General features: G+C 33.0%; 21 protein-coding genes. 16 read left to right on the top strand and 5 right to left on the bottom strand.

Annotated elements, in window-relative coordinates:
• From A9G47_RS14380 to A9G47_RS12195, 11 genes are all read left to right on the top strand, one after another.
• Positions 1–834: hypothetical protein (locus tag A9G47_RS14380; RefSeq protein WP_065643010.1), on the top strand; the 834-nt coding region annotated here is incomplete at its 5' end.
• Between the two features lie 24 nt (positions 835–858).
• Positions 859–2643: a DDE-type integrase/transposase/recombinase gene (locus A9G47_RS12235; RefSeq protein WP_065643009.1), complete on the top strand. Its 1785-nt coding sequence runs from the start codon at positions 859–861 to the stop codon at positions 2641–2643.
• Complete coding sequence (locus A9G47_RS12230; RefSeq protein ID WP_065643008.1) at positions 2643–3872, top strand: ExeA family protein; 1230 nt, start codon at positions 2643–2645, stop codon at positions 3870–3872. Before A9G47_RS12235 ends, A9G47_RS12230 begins: the two co-directional genes overlap by 1 nt.
• Entirely contained in the window at positions 3869–4144 is a 276-nt protein-coding gene (locus A9G47_RS12225; protein ID WP_141672017.1) for a hypothetical protein, read from the top strand. The genes A9G47_RS12230 and A9G47_RS12225 overlap by 4 nt, the downstream gene beginning before the upstream one ends.
• Positions 4145–4159: 15 nt before the next feature.
• On the top strand, positions 4160–4681 hold the full coding sequence (locus A9G47_RS12220) for a host-nuclease inhibitor Gam family protein (RefSeq protein WP_065588366.1): 522 nt from the start codon (positions 4160–4162) through the stop codon (positions 4679–4681).
• A gap of 2 nt (positions 4682–4683) precedes the next feature.
• A complete protein-coding gene (locus A9G47_RS14375; RefSeq protein WP_176700710.1) occupies positions 4684–4827 on the top strand; it encodes a hypothetical protein in 144 nt (47 codons plus the stop codon).
• The gene (locus A9G47_RS12215) at positions 4820–5029 is read left to right on the top strand and encodes a hypothetical protein (RefSeq protein ID WP_065567022.1); all 210 of its coding nucleotides are present in this window, start codon (positions 4820–4822) and stop codon (positions 5027–5029) included. Before A9G47_RS14375 ends, A9G47_RS12215 begins: the two co-directional genes overlap by 8 nt.
• The gene (locus A9G47_RS12210; RefSeq protein WP_065588367.1) at positions 5019–5717 is read left to right on the top strand and encodes a DUF2786 domain-containing protein; all 699 of its coding nucleotides are present in this window, start codon (positions 5019–5021) and stop codon (positions 5715–5717) included. Before A9G47_RS12215 ends, A9G47_RS12210 begins: the two co-directional genes overlap by 11 nt.
• A complete protein-coding gene (locus A9G47_RS12205) occupies positions 5718–6119 on the top strand; it encodes a gp16 family protein (RefSeq protein WP_065569113.1) in 402 nt (133 codons plus the stop codon).
• 10 nt (positions 6120–6129) lie between these two features.
• Positions 6130–6636, top strand: a complete 507-nt coding sequence (locus tag A9G47_RS12200) for a hypothetical protein (RefSeq protein ID WP_065567025.1) — start codon at positions 6130–6132, stop codon at positions 6634–6636.
• A gap of 3 nt (positions 6637–6639) precedes the next feature.
• Positions 6640–7002, top strand: coding sequence for a Mor transcription activator family protein (locus A9G47_RS12195; RefSeq protein ID WP_065567026.1), 363 nt, complete (start codon positions 6640–6642; stop codon positions 7000–7002).
• Between the two features lie 250 nt (positions 7003–7252).
• Here the strand turns inward: A9G47_RS12195 and A9G47_RS12190 are convergent, their stop codons facing one another.
• Genes A9G47_RS12190 through A9G47_RS12175 form a run of 4 tightly spaced genes read right to left on the bottom strand, consistent with a single transcriptional unit; the run spans position 7253 to position 12999 of the window.
• Positions 7253–9115 (bottom strand): Eco57I restriction-modification methylase domain-containing protein, encoded by a 1863-nt coding sequence (locus tag A9G47_RS12190; protein ID WP_065643007.1) that lies wholly within the window; start codon positions 9113–9115, stop codon positions 7253–7255.
• A gap of 11 nt (positions 9116–9126) precedes the next feature.
• Entirely contained in the window at positions 9127–9696 is a 570-nt protein-coding gene (locus A9G47_RS12185) for a hypothetical protein (protein ID WP_065643006.1), read from the bottom strand.
• Complete coding sequence (locus A9G47_RS12180; RefSeq protein ID WP_065643017.1) at positions 9693–10361, bottom strand: hypothetical protein; 669 nt, start codon at positions 10359–10361, stop codon at positions 9693–9695. Before A9G47_RS12180 ends, A9G47_RS12185 begins: the two co-directional genes overlap by 4 nt.
• Before the next feature lie 4 nt (positions 10362–10365).
• Positions 10366–12999: an ATP-binding protein gene (locus A9G47_RS12175; RefSeq protein WP_065643005.1), complete on the bottom strand. Its 2634-nt coding sequence runs from the start codon at positions 12997–12999 to the stop codon at positions 10366–10368.
• A 1438-nt stretch (positions 13000–14437) separates the two neighbouring features.
• On the opposite strand from A9G47_RS12175, the gene proA reads away from it, so the two are divergent.
• The gene (gene proA, locus A9G47_RS12170; protein ID WP_065643004.1) at positions 14438–15691 is read left to right on the top strand and encodes a glutamate-5-semialdehyde dehydrogenase; all 1254 of its coding nucleotides are present in this window, start codon (positions 14438–14440) and stop codon (positions 15689–15691) included.
• Positions 15692–16244: 553 nt separating this feature from the next.
• Here the strand turns inward: proA and A9G47_RS12165 are convergent.
• Positions 16245–16577, bottom strand: a complete 333-nt coding sequence (locus A9G47_RS12165; RefSeq protein ID WP_065643003.1) for a DMT family transporter — start codon at positions 16575–16577, stop codon at positions 16245–16247.
• A gap of 519 nt (positions 16578–17096) precedes the next feature.
• Here A9G47_RS12165 and A9G47_RS12160 point away from each other — a divergent pair.
• The 4 genes from A9G47_RS12160 to A9G47_RS12145 all read left to right on the top strand — a co-directional run bounded on the left by A9G47_RS12160 (position 17097) and on the right by A9G47_RS12145 (position 22703).
• Positions 17097–17939 (top strand): Rossmann-like and DUF2520 domain-containing protein, encoded by an 843-nt coding sequence (locus A9G47_RS12160; RefSeq protein WP_065643002.1) that lies wholly within the window; start codon positions 17097–17099, stop codon positions 17937–17939.
• Positions 17936–18790 (top strand): 3-methyl-2-oxobutanoate hydroxymethyltransferase, encoded by an 855-nt coding sequence (gene panB, locus A9G47_RS12155; protein WP_065643001.1) that lies wholly within the window; start codon positions 17936–17938, stop codon positions 18788–18790. Before A9G47_RS12160 ends, panB begins: the two co-directional genes overlap by 4 nt.
• A gap of 5 nt (positions 18791–18795) precedes the next feature.
• A complete protein-coding gene (gene panC / locus A9G47_RS12150; RefSeq protein WP_065643000.1) occupies positions 18796–19644 on the top strand; it encodes a pantoate--beta-alanine ligase in 849 nt (282 codons plus the stop codon).
• 200 nt (positions 19645–19844) lie between these two features.
• On the top strand, positions 19845–22703 hold the full coding sequence (locus tag A9G47_RS12145) for a valine--tRNA ligase (RefSeq protein WP_065642999.1): 2859 nt from the start codon (positions 19845–19847) through the stop codon (positions 22701–22703).
• The last annotated feature ends 8 nt before the right edge of the window (positions 22704–22711 follow it).

Genomic DNA, 22711 nt, shown 5'->3' with positions numbered 1-22711 from the left:
AAATTTTCCCAAACCGTTTGGGCTTCTAAATTAAATTTTGTTAAAGAAAACAAGCTTTATCGTAATTTATCAGGGAAAAAAACTCCAAACGGTTTGGAGTTAAAAGGAACTTGGGAAGAATTTTGTTCATTGTTAGGAGTATCTGATGAAAAAGCTAATCAAGATATAGCAAACCTAAAATCATTCGGCGAGGAAGCCCTTGAGTCTATGTCTCGTATGGGCATCGGTTACCGTGAATTACGTCAATACCGAAAACTACCCGAGGACCAAAAAACGGCATTAATTGAAGTGGCTAAAGCAGGTGATAAAGAAGCTTTAGTAGAACTTGCTGAAGAATTTATTGCTAAAAATGCTAAAGAAAAAGAGCAACTCAAAAAAGAAAACAGTGATTTGCAAGCTGACTACAAAGCATTAAGCAAGCGTAATGCGGATGTAGCGAAAGAAAAGGAAGAATTAGCAATAAAACTGGCTCAATTTGAAATGAAAACCGTGCCGTTAGATGAGCGTTTAGAGCCGTTTAAAAAACAGATAGCAGAAACGCAATCACGCATGGATAAGCTATTTGAAGAACAAAGGCAGTATGTAGACATTATGTATAAATTAATGCTCGAAATACTTGAGAATGACCCTGATTACGATCCCGAAAAACCATATTCATTGCCTGAATCAATGCAAATTGCATTATTAACGTTGAATGGTTCGGCTGTATTAACTTTAGATCAAGCTCGTTATGTGCATCGTGAACTTTGGAGCAAATTTGATAGCGATATCATGGAAGCTCAACAGCGACAAGAATCTTTAGTAAATGAGAATATCCAAGATTTATATAAATGATATTTCATATCAAGGGAATTAAAAATGGTATCACCTAATATTCGCAACTATTTAAATGAATTAGCAATTAAGTTAGATAAAACAGATTTTGGTTCAAGAAGCGCTATTATGAGTGAAGCACAAGCCTTTTTAGGTATTTCTAAACAAACTATTTACCGACAATTAAAAGAGTTTTGTGGTTGGTCAAGTGATCGGAAATGCAGAGCTGATAAAGGTGATACAAGTGTTTCTGATATTGCTTTAAATGTGGTCGGAGCAATATGTAAAGAGTCAGTGCGTGATAATGGTAAACAAACTATGTTTACAACAACAGCAACAAGTATTGCAAAACAAAATGGTTATGAAATTGGTGTAAGTACTAATCATTTTGCAAGATTATTACGAAACCGCAAAATGAATGTAAAAGCACAACAAGTAGCAAATCCTGTTCAATCATTACGTGCATTACATCCCAATCATGTGCACGAAGTAGATCCCTCTCTATGCCTAATTTATTACATGAAAGATAAACAACATATTATGCGTGACCGTGATTTTTATAAAAACAAGCTAGAGAACTACGCAAAAGTTAAATACAAAGTTTGGCGTTATACGCTTTATGACCGCGCAAGTGGCATCATTATTCCGTGGTACGTTGAAGCAGTAGGCGAAAACCAACACTCATTATTCCAGTTTTTAATGTTTGCTTGGGGTAAGCAAGATGGACGCTTATTTCATGGTGTGCCACAACTACTTTACTGGGATAAAGGTTCTGCTAATACATCATCAGCAATCAAGAATTTGTTAGACCATTTGGAAGTTAAATATCTAGAGCACGAAGCAGGTAATGCAAGAGCGAAAGGTGGTGTTGAAAATGCCAATAATATCATCGAAACACAATTTGAAAGCCGTTTAAAGTTCCAACCCGTTGGTAGTATTGAAGAGCTAAATCATTCTGCAATGAACTGGGCAGAAGCATATAACGCCAATCGTTTACCGGGGCAAGATACACGTTTGCGTCGTATTGGGTTATCAGAGCCAGTTTCACGGCAGGGGCTTTGGCAATACATTACCGCAGAGCAATTACGCTTATTACCGCCGATTGATGTTTGTAAAGCACTGATGGCAAGTCGTGAGCAAGAGCGTCAAGTTCGCCCTGATTTAACCATCAGCTTTAAACATCCGCAGGCAGATAGTTCGCTTATTTATAGTTTAAAAGGCTTAGATGGTATTGCTGTTAAAGATAAAGTCAGCGTTCGTTCATTAGTTTATGGTGATTGCGCTATTCAAATTGAAGTACCTCGTTATGACGGTGAAGCGCTGATTTATCGTGTTGAACCTGACCGTAATTATGATCAATTTGGACAGCGTTTAGATGCGCCGGTGATTGGCGAGGAATATAAATCGAAAGGTGATACCGAAATTGAACAAGTAGCTAAAGCGATGGATCAAGTGGCATACCCAAACATGACCGAAGATGAAATCAAAAAAGCGAAGCAAAAACAAGTAGCACCGTTCGGTGGCAAGCTTAACACACTGGATTATTTAGATGATATTGAACATCCAACTTATTTAGCAAGTGCTAAAAAAGGTAATGAAATTGAAACACCTGAGCATTTAAAGCCAGCCGCAACAACATTAACGCTAACAGCCGCTTTAATGCGTATTACGAGTTCAATCGGGCGCAGATTAACAATAGATGAAAATAAATGGTTATCAGCAAGTTATAAAAACGGCGTTCCGGAAGACGCGCTAGAGTCATTAATTCATTCGTTTACAGCTCCAATTGCAGTTTGTGACGGCACAACAGGGCTAAGGATTGTTAAATAATGCTGAAATTAAAAAGTGTAATGGCACAGTTCAATATTAAACAAGCACAGTTGGCTCGAATGATTGAATATAAAGGCAACTCAATCAGTCAAGCCGTTATTAATCAGCTTGTTAATCATGATATTTGGCCACGCTCAATAGTTCGTAATGAACTAGAGCAAAAAATTGAAAAAGCGTTAATTAAACTAGGTTTAAATAACGATTATTTACTGAATATTTTTGAAGAAGAAACTGGCACAGCCGGAATCTTGGCGGACGACGCTGTGCCAGTTGACTCAAATGAAAACTTAACAAAGGAGTCAGCCTATATGTTACTACGAAAACAAACTATAAATCGAGATGCACGGGCACATTTTCGCATTCCTCGTGATCCGTTCACTGACGAAATGACACAGGATGCCGATGTTTATCTATCTGATGATATTCGTTATGTACGTGCTGCAATGCGCCAAACAGCAAAACACGGCGGAATGTTAGCAGTAATTGGTGAATCAGGTAGCGGTAAATCAACACTACGGCACGATTTAATTGATTGGATCAATATTAATCATGAACCAATAACGGTTATTGAGCCGTATGTATTAGGGTTGGAAGATAACGAAGTCAAAGGTAAATCACTAAAAAGCATGGATATTAGTGGCGCAATCATTAATGCGATTGATCCACAAGTCAAGCAAAAACGCAGTGCTGAAGCACGGGCAAGGCAAATGCATACTTTACTTAAAAATAGTGCATTATCTGGTCGTAAACATTTGTTAATTATTGAAGAAGCACATGGATTACCAATCCCGACATTAAAGCACTTAAAGCGATTTTATGAGTTACAAGAAGGCTTTAAAAAACTACTATCAATTATTTTAATTGGTCAAACAGAGTTACAAACAAAACTATCAGAGTATAACCCCGAAGTTCGTGAAGTTGTGCAACGTTGCGAGGTGGTAAACCTAAAACCATTAGATTTTAAAGTTGAAGAATATATCAAACATAAGTTTTCACGTGTTGATATGGACTATACAACGTTATTTGATTCATCAGCATTTACTGAAATTATCAATCGATTACGTATTGCAACAACTCGCCGGGGCGAAAAGCAAGTGCGGTCATTATGTTACCCATTAGCTGTTAATAATTTGGTATCAAATGCATTAAATTTAGCTGCACGCATTGGTGCACCAAAAGTTACTGGTGAAGTAATTGCTGAATGTATTAAAGAACGGGGAGATCTATGATGAAAACTAATCAGTTAATTAATAATGGGATAAATGCGGTTAATCAAGCTGTAAATATATTATCTAACGAAGATCTAACGGTCATTGGTTTTTATCATGATTCACTGTCAAAACCGACAATTGAAATTGAGCATCATCCCAAGTGCAATAAGTATATAGAAGCTGGTCGAGCAACATATTACCGTTACGAAGGTTATTATCGATTTGGGCAATTTGAATTAAATGGTTGCCGAATTGTGTGGAAAGAGCGCGATATTAGTCGTTTGCATTAATTAGGAGCGATAAAAATGATAAAAGCCAAAAAACGTATTAAAGCTACCGCGTCAATCTATGTTGTGCAATCTAAAAAACAAGCATCAGAAGCTATTAAATATCTGGGTGATATTCAACGTGAATTGATTCGTTTAGAAGCTGAAATGAACGATAAAATCGCTGAAATTACCGCAAGTTATTCATCAAATATTGAAGTATTAAAAAAGAAGTCAGCGGAAATACAACAAGGTATCCAAATTTGGTGCGAAGCAAACCGTGACGAGCTGACAAATAACGGTAAAGTTAAGACTGCAAATCTAGTTACTGGAGAGGTTCAGTGGCGTAATCGACCGCCATCGTGTGTTATTCGTGGTGTAGAAACGGTTATAGAAACCCTGAAAAAACTAAAACTGGAACGATTTATTCGTACAAAAGAAGAAGTTAATAAAGAAGCTATTTTAAATGAAGCAAACGTTGTCGCTCATGTACCAGGTATTACCATTAAAAAAGATGTAGAGGATTTTGCGATAGTACCTTTTGAACAGGAGGTTATGTAATCATGCAAACACAAGATTTTTATATTTTGCATCAATTTATATTAAGCCAGATAGCTAATTTTATAGCTCATTGTAAAGAGTATGGTTTATCTGAATGTGAAGCTGATCGCATCATCGATGAGTTGGAGGAATTAGCAAATGGCTAAATTCTCTAGCCCTAAGCGTTATATGCCCGACCATTATATTTCAATCAGCCATGAACATTCATTTATGCGTGAAGTAACTGGTCAGGGCTATGTTGATGGAAAGTTGTACGATGAACTCTATGCTGAATATACAAAATTAAAATCAGCTAAAACATTAAAACAACGTTTTGTTAGTTTTTTAAGGTGTTTTTATGACAAATAATAATGAAAAGTACATTGATAAAATCAAAAAACTTTTAGCATTAGCAAAATCAACTAATCCACATGAAGCTGCTATTGCTATGCAAAGAGCACTAAAGTTAATGAAAGAACACGATATTAATGCTAGTGATGTTGAACTATTTTCAATTAACGAATCAATGGCAAAACGTACACCAACTGATGCAGAAAAACAACCGTCTTATGTCGGTATATTGGCTAATGTTATTTGTTCTGCATTTGGGGTTAAAGGTTATTTTTGTTATAACAATGAAACGAATCACATGACTGTTAAATTTTATGGAATGAGAGAACGCCCTCAGCTTGCGGCATATGCTTTTGATGTTCTTGTAAGATTGATTATTAAGGCGCGTAAAGAGTTTTTGAATGGCCAAAATAAGCGTGTTAAAAAATCAACAAAAATGGCTAGAGCAGATCAATTTTGCATTGGGTGGATTAATGGAATTTATAATGTTTTAAGTAAGTTCGTTATACCTGATGATGAAAATAAAATACTAAATAAATATGAACAGGAAAAGCTTGATTTATCAGAAGCAACATTACGCAACACTAAAAACTGCAATGGTGCAGATGACGCTAAATATAAAGGGTATTTAGCTGGAAAAAACATAAAACTGAATCATGGTTTATCTGGTTCAGGTAATTCTCCATCATTAATAGGAGTTAAATAGATGAAATCTAAATACATCAAGCTGATTCATATTGCAAAATCTCAACTTAATCTAGATGACGATACATATCGTCATCTATTACTGACTATAACTAAAAAAACTAGCACTAAGGATATGACAGTTTGGGAACTAGAAAAAGTTATAACTAATTTGAAATTAAAAGGTTTTAAAGTTAAATCATCAAAAAAAACGGGGAAGATAACAGCTACAGAACCAGTTCATAAAAAAATACGCTCATTATGGCTAGCACTAGCTGATGCAGGTGAAATCAAAAATCGTTCTGAAAAAGCTATCAATTCTTATGTAAAACGTATTACTGGTGTTGAAGTGATGGATTGGCTGACTCAAAAACAAGCAATGGTTGTAATTGAAAGCCTAAAAAGTTGGCAAGCACGCATATAAAGGAAGAAGCATGAAATTAACACGTTGCCCAATCTGTCACAACGAAATTAATTTAGACGCATTGGTTGAGGATGATTCTGGCAGAGAATTACTGATATTAGTAAGTAATTTAAACTATGGCTGTGCTAAACCAATGATTGCCTATATAGGTTTATTTCGTACTCAAAAATCAAATTTAAGCAATTCTAGAGCAGTAAACTTAATTAATGAGGTCCTAAAATTATATCAACCCAGCAGACATCTGGCTCATGCACTAAGAGAAACCGTTAATAATATTCACGCTAAGCGTGCACTAGGTGAATATAAGCCGTTTAAAAATCATAATTATCTAAAGTCAGTTTATGATTCTACTAAGCATTTATTTGCGTACGTTGAACATAAAGAAGAAGATAAACCTGTTCGTAGCAGTAATGAAGAGTATTTTGAACAGATGTATAGAGCCGGTATTGATTTTAATAAATTAGAAAAAAATATACCTGGTGCACTAGATTGGTATAAGAAGAAAACAGGAGCGTAAACTATGACAAAGTCTGCAATGTCTATCAAACGTCACGAATTACTAACACATGTATCATTATCTGCTGCTAACGACGCAATGGATTATGGTTTACCTGAGGATATTGCAGCACAGTTAGGTGATAACATTGCAAATACAATTTCAGAACTATTTGGTGGTCAAAATTTCACATTTCCAAGAGATTATTTTTTTAAGTTAAACAAACGCGATCTACAAATTTATGATGCATTTAAAGGTAATAATTATGCAGAACTCAGCCAAAAATATAATATGACAGAACGAGGTATTAGAAAAGTAATCGACCGAGTTCATAAACGAATGATAAAAGAAAAACAACCAGCCTTATTTGATTTCAATGACGCCTAATCAATTTTTAGGACAAAATTTTTTAGGCAATTTTTTATTTCATATTTTGTAACACTTTTTCAAAAAACAATTTCAATATTTCCCTGTTTATTTTGCTATATCCCATTTATCTCATCATTCTGTTATTATTTATCATGTTCTGTTTCAATGAGTAGGTAGTATCTGTCAGATTAAGCTTGAGCTAGTATGATTAAGCAGGTGTATAGTGCACTTCTATTAATTTAACCTTGTAATAGATACATACAATAACTTATTTAGAATCTAAATCATTTAAATTGATATCATATTTTTTTGCTATAAACTCATTTAAAATGGTATCAGTATTCTGTTTTAAAATGAAATTTTCTTCTTTTTCAGTTAAGGTACAAATTCCAAAATTTTTTATATATGTACCATTCAATGAATAATAATTTGAAGAATATGGTTTACTCGTACTCTGTATATAAAACCAAAAAACTTTCGACTCAAGTATTTTTTTCAAAATAGTTAATTCTCTGATTGATTTTCCGAAGAAAGCTAATCCATTATAAAAATAAAGTCGCTTATCAGAGTTAATCAGAAAATGAGGTGTAATATCTGAATACTTAGGAAAAAACATTTTATAAGTAACTTGCTCTAATCCTTGAGACCGACCGTAAGCATACCACGTTAAATACTTCCCTTTACCTTTATCTCTTTCAGATAAAGCAATTTTATTAGCTTCTAAATAAGCATAGGCTTTAGGAAATTTCTTTTTAAAATCATTTTCATTGATTAGTTTAGGCTTTTTTTCGTTTGTATACGGAAATATCAACTGTTCTTTTAATTGGTTTAGTGAAACAGTTCTACTTAACTTATTGGAATTAATAACTTCACAGCAAATTGTTTTTTCAATGGGGAAGATTTTTTTATCCATTTCTAAGTAGAAAAAATCGTTATCTTCTTTAATTGAGCTAAATATGTAGATATTATTTCTTAAAGTAGCTAATCCGTGACTTGTTCTAAATAGCTCGCCCAAAGGCCTACCTGTTTTTTCAATTTTTTCAATTAACTCATGGTTTTTTAGATTCCAACCTTTATGAGGGGCTAATTTCTTGTACTCAATACTAGATAGCTCTATATTTTTACAGCTAAGAAGCATTGGGCTAAGTCTTGTATATCTAATTTTTTTGTTAACTTTATTTTTAATAATACAAATACAAGTATATGTATTGCGAGATTTAAAAACTTGTTCAGCACCAAAATCATAAATCTTAAAATCTAGTGACTTCTCAGTAAAAAACAGCCTTAATTCCCTAGCATTTAAACTTTTAAAGAAACTATTCATTGTAATAAACCCTAATACACCTGAATGTGAGAGGTTTTCAATACCAATCTGAAAAAAAGGTATGTATAAATCAGGGTTACCAGTTTTACAAGTTCTTAATCTTGATAAAAGATTTTTAGTTGTCGAACTTAGATGCCGAGCAGCAACATAAGGAGGATTTCCTAAGATAAAATCAAATCCTTTAAAATCGCCTAAGTTTGCGTGCCAGTTAAATGAGAGAGTATTACCAATAAAAAGATTAAAAGAAAAATTATCATCTTCACCTTGTGTCAATGCCAATAACGATAATAATAATTTTGCCCTACTTATCGCATAGTCCTCTATATCAATACCATATATATTTCTAAAGTATATTTCTTTATAAGTTAATTGAAAAGTGTGCTTCATATATTGAGCAACATCTATTAAAAATGCTCCACAACCACATGCAATATCAGCAGTTTTAGTTTGAATATTTAGTTTATTATTCTTCCTTCCAAGCGTTTCTTTGATAATAAACTGTCTAATTAATTGTGGCGTATAAACAGCTCCGTTTGTAATACGATTAGCAGGAGAAATAACAAATTCAAATAATTGGATAAGATCTTCGAAATCAAAGCACTTTTGATGGCAAGAAATTATACTTAGCAAACCTTTTAATAGATCATTTTTTTGTGGAATTTGATGATCAATACATTTTATTAGTAGTTGATTAAATTTTACTGTAAAATTATTATAAATTAAAAAAGATGATACAATTAAACTATTAACGTCATCAGGAGCAAACAATTTATTTTTTTTTAAAAATGCTAAAATATCTTTTTTCACTATCACTAAACTCAATAATTATTATTATTATTTAAATAATTTTTATACTCAAGGAATGAGCCTGTTAAATCAACAATCATGTCATTAATTTCATTTATACTTTCTATGTTTTTGATAGTTTTTTTCAAAGATAATAATTTGTTTATTTTGGCTTCAAGTTGTTCAAGAGTCCAGATAATAGAGTATCTGGCTAAGTATAATTTCAGTTTTTTATACATATAAATAGCTTGTTCACTCTCTTGCCGCGGATAAATACAACCCATATTATCTCTATAAAAATGGCGATTAAAATCTTCGTTACATGGATCTAGATAATTCCCAACATCATCTGACTTTAATATATTAACATATGAACAAGCATAAACTAGGTTACTATACTCATTTTCTAAGTTAGGGTACTTTTTCTTGGGTAAGAAATGATCAATGTGAAAATTATGTTTCCCTCCAAACCAGAAGTCAATACAATCTGTATACCCGCAACGATAATGAAAATCTTCTGCCAAATATGGCTTATAATCTCTATAATTATTATGTTTTTTCTGATAAGCCCGTTTAGGAGTTTTTTCCCTAAATTTAATCATTTATCACTCTCGAACTTACTGATTAATACATCAGCTTTACTTAATATTTCCCGCAAATACTCTTTATTTCGGGGAGCTTTTAGATTTTTTGGTATAGCAACCTTTTTATTAATAGAATGCTCAAGAAAACTATCCAATGCAATCATCTCTTCTTCTTCTCTTAGTGTAGTTTTTCCAAGCTTTCGTAAATTAAATAGCTCTTCTAAACGCTCTTCTGATTTATTAATTCTAGACTTATAGTGTTGAATTTGTTTTTCAACTCGATCTAGAAAATTAGCTTTTGATTGCTTTTCTATAGATGGCTCATGTAATATTTGTTTAATGTAAATTTTATTAACATCTTTAGAAATTAGAATAGCATCATCATCAAAGGATGTTATAACAAAACAAGGAAAATCTTCTCTCATATCTAAAAATGTTTCTATAAGACAAACACCATCATAAGGAACATTGTATGCTACATCTATTTTTTTGTCGTTTAATTGAAAATCCGTAATGATCGCATCTGGCGATAGATCAATAATTTTTGCAATCATTTCATCCATACTTTCTAAAGGATATTCTGTTAGTACTTGAAATTTACGATCACTATCAGTTTCATCAACATAATCAAGAAAGTTATCAAAAACTTCTTTTTCTTCATCTATAAATAATATCTTATACATAATTTTATCTTCTATATTTAGCAGGAAATTTAACTTCCAAAGAAAAACCTTCATTAGGATATAGAAGCCTAACAGTCCCATCATTTTCTTCTACTACTGATTTAATGATCCACATCCCTAGTCCCGTACCTATTTCCTCACCTGAATCAGGATGCCTTTTTGTCGTAAATAAAGGCTTAAAAATATCTTCATGCTTAAGGATATCTTTTGACAATCCTGGCCCATTATCTTGATATACAATACATATTTCTTTTAATGTTTCTTTTGCTTTGATATTTATAATTCTATCTCTTGGCTCTCTCGATTTAGTAAAGGCGTCAATACTATTAACAACTAAATTATTAAAAATACTATCCATGTCAATTTCAAATATTCTCAAATTAGTATTTGCAATATCTTTAATATCGAGATCAATAGACCGTTCATCTAAAACGATTGCCCAGTCATTTTTAAACTCTTGGAAATATCTAGATAAAAAAAGCTGATTTCTTTTTCTCTTATCTTTACGAGCAGCTCCTAATGAAAAATTAAGCCAGTTCTGTACTTTTAAATCTTGACTTTTCATGCGTTCAAGTAAAATATAAGGATTTTTTCTTTCCTCTACTTCTTTGTAATCGTTTTCAGGAATTTTATCTAGTAATAATTTCCTAATTTTAGTAACTCTTGACCTCAATTGATTATTAAGATGGCTTAAGTCATGTGTAAATGCAGCAAGAACAATCCCCCCACTAGCCATACCGCGTAGTAGTTTTTGCTCTTCGCGCAAACGCTCAATCTCGTCATCTTTTTTTGCATTTAGCTCAGCTAAAATAAATTTCTCTTTTTGATCTGGGCTATTGTCTTCCTTGCTAGCATTATTATTTTTTTGAGATTTTTTGGATTCCTCATATATGCGCTGCGCTATTTTTTCAGCTTCTTCTCTAGTCCTTTGTTCTGAATATTTTTGATTATCATAGTCAACCATTTCTTTAGCAATATATGCTCTATCTTCTTCAAAAATATTAATAAGAGAAATAATTAATTGTTTAAAAATGAGAAAAGTTTTATTCTCTTGTAAGCCTTCTCGACTCGATTTATCTTCAAAGCCAATATTTGCTAAACGAGAAATACTTATAGCACCTGTAACATTATCAGGCTCAACACGATACCCACCTTTTTTTCTCCCTATACCAGCAGGGCTTGCTGCTTTTCTCATCCCTAATCCTAACCAATCGAAAGCAACATTTTTAACTTCTCCATATGGCCTCACTCTAAAATTATCACGGAATAATTTTATTCCACCAAATTTGGCTAACCAATCTTTTCTAAACTTGAGTGAACTATCTTTATGAAAAAATTTTTCGGCATCTGGACTTTTTTGTTTTTTTAGAAAATAAAAACTAAACTCGAATTGTCCTATTAATTTAAATACATCATCTTTATCAACATCTTCATATCCAGGCATTAGTTGGGAAAATGTTTTTTGCAATTCCCATTCTCCTTTTTTGAAATCTTCGAGTCTATATGGATATTTAGTTAAATTTTTACGTTTAAAAAAATCAAGCGGAATTCTATCAAGATCATATTCATTACGAATAATTTTAATTTTTATATTTTGGTTATTATCAGCTTTAGCAATTACTTTATAATCAAAATCATCGCAAAGAACACTTGGTATAGAACCATATTTATTAGGAGTCAATGAGCTAAATAAATAAATCTGAAATCCATCCACCTCTTTGGGAGGAACTAACGCTTCCAAGTCAGCATAAATTTGATCAACATAATAATCACTCCAGATATCCCTTAAATTACTTATTTTTAATATAGTTCCAAATTTTAAATTTATATTTTCATCTAATTGTTCTATGAAATTTTTAGGTAATAATTGTGTTATATATTCTTTAAGATTAGCGTCTTCCAGTGCAAATAGCTCTGCATTGACATTATCAATAGTTTTAGACGACCCTTCAAAATCATCCCAATTCACACGCCATATATAACCGACTTCATTGTCTTTAATTGAATCTCTATGGTATGAAGGATTATAAATAGTAATCATTTCACAATGATTTCCTAATTTATCTAAGGCAAAACGGCCTATTCCCTTAGCTCCAGCTTTTATTCTACCTGATTTTGTTACATAATTCTCATGCTTATTATCTGTACCAATTACCATCCAATCATTTTCAATGATATCTAGTGTCATTCCTTCGCCACTATCTATAAGATATAAGGTAGCAAGTGTAGATAGATATTGCTTTAATTTTTTTATGGAATCTTCATTGACTACATTATTTAATACATAGTTACCTATCTCATTTTGAGTATATGACTGTGAAAAAAGCTTTTTAAACTCAAATCGTTCTTGTTCCAATCTTTCACTATGAGTTTTAGAAAAACTATTAATCAATTTTGTATAATGATTTTCAATCTGCTCTTTTAATTTTTCATAATAACGTGATGAAATTTCACTGTGTAATATAGAAAATTTATTATCAAAATAAACAATGCTAATTTTACTATCGGCATCATAACCATTTTTAACTAGCTCTATGATCGCACCTTTAGATGTTGCTATATTTTCTCTACCAATCAATCTTGCCATTCTAGCTGATACCTTAAAAGGTAATTGCTTTTTGTTAGTAATATTATTCATATTTTATAACCAATTAAATTATCCACATTAGCAGCTTTTTAAAATATCACTATTTACATTTAACCTACTTTCAATAATATTGATAAAGCTTCTGATATTTTCTAGAAAGGTATTGTCATTATAAATATTTTTTGTATTTTACAAAGTTTTTTTAGCTTTTTATCAAGTTTTATTCCATTTATAGGTATACTGGTATTTTTATCAATATAGCATAATTGTCTAAAATAAAAAGTATAGATTGTAAATGATTTCCTGTTATGCGCTCTTCTATTCGCTCGTATATTAACAATAAAATAACAGTATTTTCATTCTTAACTTGTTCAAGGGTATGTATGTCTGATATCGAAGATATACAGTCAATAGAAAAGTCATCAGTCGTTGATGAGTCAGCAAAAAAGAATAGGCAAGACTTATCTTTAATCTCCCAATAAAATACCATTGCATTACTTAAAAAGAAGGTCATAATGACTGAAAACATCATTTGTAAATTGGATTTTTTCAATAGGTTAGTTTGATTATTTCAGTAAAATAATTCACGAATACTTTAAGTTTTATTGAATTTTTATATGTTGAAGGATAAAGAAAGCAAACTTCCCAAACATTTTTCTTATTGTATTCTGGTAAAATTTCAATCAATTTATTTTTCATTAGTTTTCTAATTTGAAGGAGCTGAATATTTTAACTATACCGTTATTATTTAAGCTTAAAATCTAGTTGTGTAAATACTATCGAATATTTGTATTTGATTATTTTAAATATTATCTTTAAATATTTTTTTATATTTCAAAATACCCATTGAAACCATTTATTGTTTTGGTTAGAACTAAAATTAATGTATTTATGATTTTTTAGTTGACTAGTGCAATCCGTCACACCATATTTTGCAAGGTAATTTGGGCCGGCATATAATCTATTTTTGCGATAAACAAATTCTTTTTGATTAGAAAAGATTAAAAGATTTCAGTTTTGCATTTTATGCTATTAATCTAATTGATAAATCATATTTTTGGGCAACAAAATTAATATTTCTATTAGTTACATTAAAATCAAGTTTTAAATTAGGTTAATTGTGCAGCACTAATTTAAGCAGATAAAAAAATAATTTAGGCAACTTTATCATTTAAAATGCACTTACCTACCATTTATAACATGTTGATTTAGTATAAATAAATTGAAATAAAAACTTCAATAAAATCAATGGGTTTTCTGAACGACTTTTTGAGGTGAAAATGTTTGCTTTTATAATACTGGTTTATTTCAATATTATATTAACAGTTATGCTCGTGTTTTATTTAAGAAATTAAACCTATAATTTAGATAGGCTCAAAAATACTGCTCGTAAATAAATTTTTATAGATTAGAATGATATAGCTAGTAAAACACAGTCATTAAAGAAATGAAGTGATGCAAACAATAATATAACTTAATGGTGATAATAATGTTACAACAAATGGGTAAAGCTGCAAAACTGGCATCATACCAATTAGCCCAATGTCCAATAACAATCAAAAATAAAGTATTGACGATGATTGCTGATTTATTAGAACAGCACTGCACAGCTATTTTAGTTGCAAATGAGCGTGATATTGAAATAGCAAAAACACAGGGGCTGAGCGCGGCTATTATTGATCGGTTATTATTAACCCCTGAGCGGTTAATGGCTATTGCTAATGATGTACGTAAAGTGGTTTCATTAACCGATCCCATTGGTCAAATTATTGATGGTTCAACCCTAGATAGTGGCTTAAAGCTACAACGTCGCCGAGTGCCTTTAGGGGTGATTGGCGTTATTTATGAGGCTCGGCCAAACGTCACCATTGATATTGCTACGCTTTGCTTAAAAACGGGTAATGCAGCAATATTGCGAGGTGGAAAAGAGACCATGCACACAAATGCTGTGACTATTTCTATCATTCAACAGGCATTAGACCAAGCAGGATTACCTAAAGCAGCAATACAATGTATTGATAATCCTGATCGCAAATACATTACTGAATTACTTAAACTTGACCAATATGTTGATATGATCATTCCACGTGGAGGCGCTGGCTTACATAAATTATGCCGTGAGCATTCAACAATTCCTGTCATTACTGGTGGTATTGGTGTCTGTCATATTTTTGTTGATGAAAGCGCTGACTATGATAAAGCTCTTTCTATTATCGTAAATGCTAAAACTCAACGACCAAGTACGTGTAATACGCTTGAAACGCTTCTTATTCATCGAAACATTGCAGATAAATTCTTACCTAAATTTAGTCAAATTATGGCTGATAATGATGTTGTGTTGCATGCTGATCCCAATTCTTATGAAATATTAAAATCTTGTGTTGCAAATGTTTTTGCTGTTGAAGATCAGCACTTACGCCAAGAATGGCTATCAAAAGATTTAAATGTAGTCATTGTTGACTCACTTGAACTCGCCGTAGAACATATTCGTGAATATGGTAGCGGTCATTCCGAGGCCATTTTAACCCGTAATTTATCTAATGCACAGCAATTCACTAATTTGGTTGATGCGGCAGCAGTTTATGTCAATGCTTCAACACGTTTTACCGATGGTGGACAGTTTGGCTTAGGCGCTGAAGTGGCGGTCAGCACACAGAAATTACATGCACGAGGACCAATGGGGCTTGAAGCTTTAACTACTTATAAATGGGTTGGTTATGGCGATGATTTAATCCGCCGATAATCAAAGAACCGTTTTTAATGATTTCAACTTAATTTGATATCTAAGTTTTTATAATTAAGTGTTTATAATCTAAGAGTAGAGTTACAAATGAATAAAACGATAAAAATTATTAAACTTCAATTGGGCTTTTTAGAACTCGACCTAACTTAATTTTAGTCGATATCTTTGTTAACTCACTATTGCCGTTTACTTGCAAATTAAATGTAAATATTTTTTTACATAATGATAATGTGTCAAATGGCTAATAACGTTGGGTAATCGTTTAAGATTATTTTATATAGGTATAATTCAAGCATAATAGCAATAGAAGCATTGCTGGTTTATTCATTATTTGATATATCCAATTACAAAATATTTTGTAATTCATGCCTAAATTAATAATCTTGCTAAAACAGTGAATTGTATTTTAGGTTTATTTAAAATGACGTTCGATTATAAAAGGGTTTTAAAAAACGATTAATAACGCAATTTATAGCATTAGCTGAATAAAATACTTCAATATTTTGTTCAAGCTAATGCTATTTTTAATAAAAAAAATCATCATATTTAGAGGTTAATGCCCCGCAACTTTCGAGAATAAATTAATAATCACCACACCAAACATGATAAATCCCATGCCTATTAGTGCTGCTAAATCTAAAGTTTGTTTTAGAAAGATCCACGCAATTAAACTGATTAATATAATGCCGATTCCAGACCAAATCGCATAGGCAATACCAACAGGGATGGTTTTTAATGCTAATGAAAGAAGATAAAACGATGCACTATAGCCAATAATAGTAATAATTGAGAACATCAAATTAGTGAAGCCATTTGATAGTTTCAATGAAGATGTAGCTATTACTTCACAAATAATTGCAAAAAATAGTAATAAATATGAATTCATATAAGTGCCTATGATTGTTAAATTAAGAAGATAATTATCTAAAGTTAATAGATATAATTAATATTTTTTGGTGTTTTGTTTTTACATCATTAGTTATGAATAAAAGGTAAAATAGATAGTTATTAATACTTGAAATGGAAGATACTTATGGTGGTGTGAGGGGGTGCTTAACAATAGCCAACTGAGTATGATCAGTTATTTTAGCCCTCGTATCCACTATATACAAAAAACAGTAACTATCTCTATACAATTATTATACCTAAAAATAAGGCGCTTAGTAGTTTTTTGTAATGTTAAATATTTACATATAAACATCGTAATATTATTAAACATCTTTTTATCGGAGGACTTGTTTTTCTGTGCTTGAATTGCAAATAATTTTCTGTTTTTTAGTGGTTTTGTCTCTACTTGATATTAGGAATACCACAATAAATTTTATTTGTTATCAATAGTTAAATTGATTGAATATCAAACCGATTGGGCTATAATGCGATAATTATTAAACAATTTATAGTGATAATGATTATTGGTTTTATTGGTGCAGGTAAAGTAGGATGTACACTAGCAAAGCATTTTACTTTATGTGGCATAAAGGTAGCGGGATTTTATAGTCGAACCTATGCTCACACACAAGAGGCGAGCGATTTTACCCAAAGCCAAGCATATTCAACTTTAGCTGATTTAGTTAATGACTGTAATTGCTTATTGCTCACAGTGCCCGATGACCAAGTAACTAATGTTTGGCAAGATCTTTGTCTGTTGCCTATTACTAATAAATGGATTGGTCACTGTAGTGGTTTGCTTACATCGCATATCTTTATCAATAATCAATCTGTTCATCCTTTGGCTTTTTCTTTACACCCCTTATATGCCATATATGATCGGTTTGATTGTTATCATGCCATGCCGAAAGTTTTTTTTACGTTAGAAGCTAATAACAACGTGATTTTTCAGCTACAAAAGCGTTTAAGCCTATTAAAAAATCCTATCGCGATCCTTTCAGCCAAGAAAAAGCATCTTTATCATGCTGCTTGTGTTATGTTAAGTAATCAGGTTATTGCTTTAGCACAAGTTGGGACTAGCTTGCTGGCTCAAAGTGGATTAGACAAAGAATTTACTGAACAGGCTTGGCACGCTTTATTTCTAGATAATGCTAATGCGGTTTGCCGTGTGGGGGGTATTGGAGCCTTAACTGGGCCTGTTGAGCGAGGAGATGTTGAAACAATTAAACAACATTTAAATGCTTTGCCAGCCGAATATAAGTCTATTTATCAACAATTATCCGCTATTTTACTTAAAATGAGTCGAACAAAGCATCCAAATAAGGATTATCGACAATTAGAATTGGAGTTGTTATCTTGAAAAATACTATTGTTACTTTACAAAAGCGTAAACAAAACCGTCAGAAAATTACCATGTTGACGGCGTATGATTATACGACAGCCAAATTGATGGACGAAAGTGGCGTGGATTGTTTATTAGTTGGTGATTCTTTAGGTATGGTTATGCTTGGCTACGATAGCACCGTATCGGTTACGATGGATGATATGATCCACCACTCAAAAGCGGTCGCAAGAGCAGCAAAATCCGCATTTGTTGTTACAGATTTACCTTTTATGTCTTATCACACCTCGGTTTACGATGCTGTTTTAAATGCGGGTCGCTTAGTTAAAGAAGGTCAAGCGCAAGCGGTTAAACTTGAAGGAGGGCAAGCATTTTGTGAGCATATCAAAATGATTACGCAAGCTTCGATTCCTGTTATTGCACATATAGGATTAATGCCTCAATCCGTGCTTGCTTTAGGGGGATATAAAGTTCAAGGCAAGGATTATCAAGAGGCTAAAAATATTGTTCTTGATGCCTTAGCGGTTGAACAAGCCGGCGCTGTAGCCATTTTATTAGAGTGTGTGCCTGCTGATTTAGCAAAAATTATCTCAGAATTAGTAAGTATACCTACCATTGGTATTGGCGCTGGCGTGAATTGTGATGGGCAAGTGCTTGTTTATCAAGATATGTTATCCATGTATGATGGCATATCATCAAAATTTGTAAAATCTTTTGGGGCAATTGGCGATCAAATGAAACAAGCTTTTAAACAGTATTGTCAAGAAGTCAATGAACAACAGTTCCCAGCGGCAATTCATGAGTTCGCCATTGATAACGACATTATAGAAAAACTTAAACTTGAATTTACTGTTAACAAAAAGGGTTAATACAAATGAATGTTGTAACGACAATAAAACAAGTGCGAGAACAAGTTAAAATTTGGCGACAAGCAGGTTATAGTATTGGTCTTGTTCCAACAATGGGATTTTTGCACGAAGGTCATCAAAGTTTAATGGCTGCGGCTAAAAAAGATAACCAAAAAGTAATTGTGACCATATTTGTTAACCCTATACAATTTGGTCCGTCAGAAGATCTAGATAGTTACCCACGCGATTTAGAACGAGATAAAATAGCTTGTGAGCAAATGGGCGTTGATTTGATTTTTCACCCAACGGCAAGTGAAATGTATATGCCTAATTTTAGTAGCTATGTTGATGTGAATAACTTAACAGATGCGTTATGTGGAAAAAGGCGCCCAGGACATTTTAAAGGTGTATGTACGGTTGTTACCAAATTATTTAATATTACTCAACCCGATCGCGCCTATTTTGGGCAGAAAGATGCGCAACAGTTAGCTGTCATTAAACGGATGGTCAGTGATCTAAATTTCGATATTGATATTATCGGTTGCCCGATTGTGCGCGAAGCAGATGGTTTGGCTAAAAGCTCACGTAATAGCTATTTATCTGAAAATGAACGTAAGGCTGCTGTTTGTCTTTATCAAGCAATTGAATGCGCTAAAAAAATGATAAAGCAGGGCGAAAAGTCAGTAACAGTTATTAAGAAAGCAATGGATGATGTTATTTCCAACCAACCTTTGGCTAAAATTGACTATATTGAATTTGTCGATCTAGCATCATTAGCATCGATTAATATGCTTGCCAAAGATAGTTTATGTGCCTTGGCGGTTTATATTGGTAAAACACGATTAATTGATAATTTTATTTACCAACAGCAATAATTGTAGACAAAATTATGAATGACAATTATGAAAATACCGCTTAATAGTCAGCGGTATTTTTTTGTAATTCATTCTCTGATAAAAATTCTTAAAAAGCAGATTAAATCCGTGAGTTTATTGTTATGCCAATTTATTGTTTGGCTATTTTACTGTAGAATAGCAACCATTTTATGCTTTAAATCAGGATTTGTGCATTTATTATGAAAAATACAACTTATAATCCACACGAAATTGAACAACCTATTTATAAACATTGGGAAGAAAGCGGTTATTTCAAACCCAATGGTGACAAGTCTCAACCAAGTTATTGTATTGCTATTCCACCGCCAAATGTAACGGGTAGTTTACATATGGGGCATGCGTTTCAACAAACTATTATGGATGCTTTAATTCGCTATCATCGTATGCAAGGCAATAACACTTTGTGGCAATCGGGTACTGATCATGCTGGTATTGCAACGCAAATGGTGGTTGAGCGGAAAATTGCCGCTGAAGAGAATAAAACGCGGCATGATTATGGGCGTGATGCATTTATCGAAAAAATTTGGCAATGGAAAGCAGAGTCTGGAGGAAGCATTACCAAGCAGATGCGACGTTTGGGCGATTCGGTTGATTGGGATCGTGAACGATTCACAATGGATGAAGGTTTGTCAAATGCAGTTAAAGAAGTCTTTGTCCAATTATACCAAGAAAATTTAATCTACCGCGGTAAACGTTTAGTCAATTGGGATCCCAAATTGCGTACAGCAATCTCAGATCTTGAAGTTGAAAATCGTGAGGTTAAAGGTTCAATGTGGCATCTACGTTATCCATTAGCTGATGGCGTAAAAACAGCTGAAGGTAAAGATTATTTAGTTGTTGCTACAACCCGTCCTGAAACTTTATTGGGGGACACCGGTGTTGCTGTTAATCCTGAAGATCCGCGTTATAAAGATCTGATTGGTAAATTTGTTGTATTACCATTTGTTAATCGTCGTATACCGATTATTGGAGATGAGCATGCCGATATGACTAAAGGTACTGGTTGCGTAAAAATCACGCCAGCTCATGACTTTAATGACTATGAAGTAGGGCGACGCCACAAATTACCAATGATAAATATCTTAACTTTTGATGGTCATATTGGTGAGCAAGCTCAAGTATTTGATACTAATGGCGAGCCAAGCGAAGCATATGAAACAACAATTCCAGCTCAGTTCCAAAACTTAGAGCGCTTTGCCGCACGTAAAGCGATTGTGGCAGAATGTGAATCACAAGGTATTTTAGACAAAATTGAGCCACATGATTTAACCGTTCCATATGGCGATCGCGGTGGTGTTGTTATTGAGCCTATGCTAACCGATCAATGGTATGTACGTGCTAAAGTGCTTGCAGAGCCTGCTATTGAAGCGGTAAAAAATGGCGATATTCAATTTGTGCCAAAACAGTATGAAAATATGTACTTTTCTTGGATGAATGACATTCAAGATTGGTGTATTTCTCGACAATTATGGTGGGGACACCGTATTCCAGCTTGGTATGATAAACAAGGAAATGTTTATGTCGGGCGAGATGAAACGGAAGTGCGTCGAGAAAATAACCTTGCTGATGATATTGAGCTTAACCAAGACGAAGATGTGCTTGATACTTGGTTCTCTTCAGCGCTTTGGACATTTTCAACATTAGGCTGGCCGAATAAGACTGATGATTTAGCCACGTTCCACCCAACTAATGTTTTAGTTACTGGCTTTGATATTATTTTCTTTTGGGTTGCGCGAATGATCATGATGACTATGCACTTTATTAAAGATAAAGATGGCAAGCCACAGGTTCCATTTAAAACGGTTTATGTAACTGGATTAATTCGTGATGAAGAAGGGCAAAAAATGTCAAAATCTAAAGGAAATGTTATCGATCCTTTAGATATGATTGATGGCATCTCACTACCAGAACTATTAGAAAAGCGTACTGGCAACATGATGCAACCTCAATTAGCGGAAAAAATCGCTAAACGCACTCAAAAACAATTTCCTAATGGTATAGAAGCTCACGGCACGGATGCACTACGTTTTACTTTAGCCGCATTAGCTTCAACAGGACGAGATATCAATTGGGATCTAAAACGCTTGGAAGGTTATCGCAACTTCTGTAACAAGCTTTGGAATGCTAGCCGTTATGTATTGATGAATACAGAAGGGCATGATTGTGGATTTAATGGTGGCGATTTTGATTACTCTCTAGCGGATAAATGGATTTTGGCTGAATTTAATCAAACAGTTAAGGCTTATCGTGAAGCTTTTGATACTTATCGTTTCGATTTAGCTGCTAACATTCTATATGAGTTCACGTGGAACCAATTCTGTGACTGGTATTTAGAGCTAACAAAATCTATTTTAGCCCATGGTGAATCTTCACAGCAACGCGCGGCTCGTCACACCTTAGTTACTGTTTTAGAGGCTTTGCTGCGTCTTGCTCATCCTATTATTCCATTTATTACTGAAGAAATTTGGCAAAATGTAAAAGGATTAATGAAAATCAAAGCTGATACTATCATGTTACAGCCAATGCCTGCTTGTGATAAACAGCATTTAAATAATGAAGCTGTTGCCGATATCAATTGGATTAAAGATGTTGTTATTGCGGTTCGTAACATTCGTGCTGAAATGAATATTGCACCAAGCAAACCTTTGCAATTATTAATTCGCAAAGCAACACCAACGGTGCACCGAATCATTAGCGATAATATTAGCTTTATTGAATCACTCGCTAGATTATCTGAAATAGTATTATTAGATGAAGGTGAAAGTGGACCATTATCGGTAACAAAATTAGTAGATGGTGCAGAATTATTAATGCCGATGGCGGGATTAATTAATAAAGAAGATGAACTTGCTCGTTTAGAGAAAGAAATTGCTCGCATTGAAGGTGAAATTACTCGCATTACTAATAAATTATCTAATGCAAGCTTTGTTGACAAGGCTCCCGCAGCAGTTGTTGCCAAAGAGAAAGAAAAACAACAAGGTTATATTGATGATAAAGCAAAACTGCAAGAGCAGTATGCTGCAATAAAAAATCTCTAATCTTTGTA

Origin of the sequence: Gilliamella sp. WF3-4 (assembly GCF_001690275.1) — a bacterium.
GTDB classification, from domain to species: domain Bacteria; phylum Pseudomonadota; class Gammaproteobacteria; order Enterobacterales; family Orbaceae; genus Gilliamella; species Gilliamella apicola_C.
The sequence above is the reverse complement of the archived record's forward strand: the minus strand, read 5'-3'. Positions and strand labels throughout refer to the sequence as shown.

Excerpts from the sequence above, each read along its gene's own strand:
- A9G47_RS12235 (WP_065643009.1), top strand. The coding sequence starts at position 859 with ATGGTATCACCTAATATTCGCAACTATTTAAATGAATTAGCAATTAAG.
- A9G47_RS12230 (WP_065643008.1), top strand. The coding sequence starts at position 2,643 with ATGCTGAAATTAAAAAGTGTAATGGCACAGTTCAATATTAAACAAGCA.
- A9G47_RS12225 (WP_141672017.1), top strand. The coding sequence starts at position 3,869 with ATGATGAAAACTAATCAGTTAATTAATAATGGGATAAATGCGGTTAAT.
- A9G47_RS12220 (WP_065588366.1), top strand. The coding sequence starts at position 4,160 with ATGATAAAAGCCAAAAAACGTATTAAAGCTACCGCGTCAATCTATGTT.
- A9G47_RS14375 (WP_176700710.1), top strand. The coding sequence starts at position 4,684 with ATGCAAACACAAGATTTTTATATTTTGCATCAATTTATATTAAGCCAG.
- A9G47_RS12215 (WP_065567022.1), top strand. The coding sequence starts at position 4,820 with ATGGCTAAATTCTCTAGCCCTAAGCGTTATATGCCCGACCATTATATT.
- A9G47_RS12210 (WP_065588367.1), top strand. The coding sequence starts at position 5,019 with ATGACAAATAATAATGAAAAGTACATTGATAAAATCAAAAAACTTTTA.
- A9G47_RS12205 (WP_065569113.1), top strand. The coding sequence starts at position 5,718 with ATGAAATCTAAATACATCAAGCTGATTCATATTGCAAAATCTCAACTT.
- A9G47_RS12200 (WP_065567025.1), top strand. The coding sequence starts at position 6,130 with ATGAAATTAACACGTTGCCCAATCTGTCACAACGAAATTAATTTAGAC.
- A9G47_RS12195 (WP_065567026.1), top strand. The coding sequence starts at position 6,640 with ATGACAAAGTCTGCAATGTCTATCAAACGTCACGAATTACTAACACAT.
- A9G47_RS12185 (WP_065643006.1), bottom strand. The coding sequence starts at position 9,696 with ATGATTAAATTTAGGGAAAAAACTCCTAAACGGGCTTATCAGAAAAAA.
- A9G47_RS12180 (WP_065643017.1), bottom strand. The coding sequence starts at position 10,361 with ATGTATAAGATATTATTTATAGATGAAGAAAAAGAAGTTTTTGATAAC.
- A9G47_RS12175 (WP_065643005.1), bottom strand. The coding sequence starts at position 12,999 with ATGAATAATATTACTAACAAAAAGCAATTACCTTTTAAGGTATCAGCT.
- proA (WP_065643004.1), top strand. The coding sequence starts at position 14,438 with ATGTTACAACAAATGGGTAAAGCTGCAAAACTGGCATCATACCAATTA.
- A9G47_RS12165 (WP_065643003.1), bottom strand. The coding sequence starts at position 16,577 with ATGAATTCATATTTATTACTATTTTTTGCAATTATTTGTGAAGTAATA.
- A9G47_RS12160 (WP_065643002.1), top strand. The coding sequence starts at position 17,097 with ATGATTATTGGTTTTATTGGTGCAGGTAAAGTAGGATGTACACTAGCA.
- panC (WP_065643000.1), top strand. The coding sequence starts at position 18,796 with ATGAATGTTGTAACGACAATAAAACAAGTGCGAGAACAAGTTAAAATT.
- A9G47_RS12145 (WP_065642999.1), top strand. The coding sequence starts at position 19,845 with ATGAAAAATACAACTTATAATCCACACGAAATTGAACAACCTATTTAT.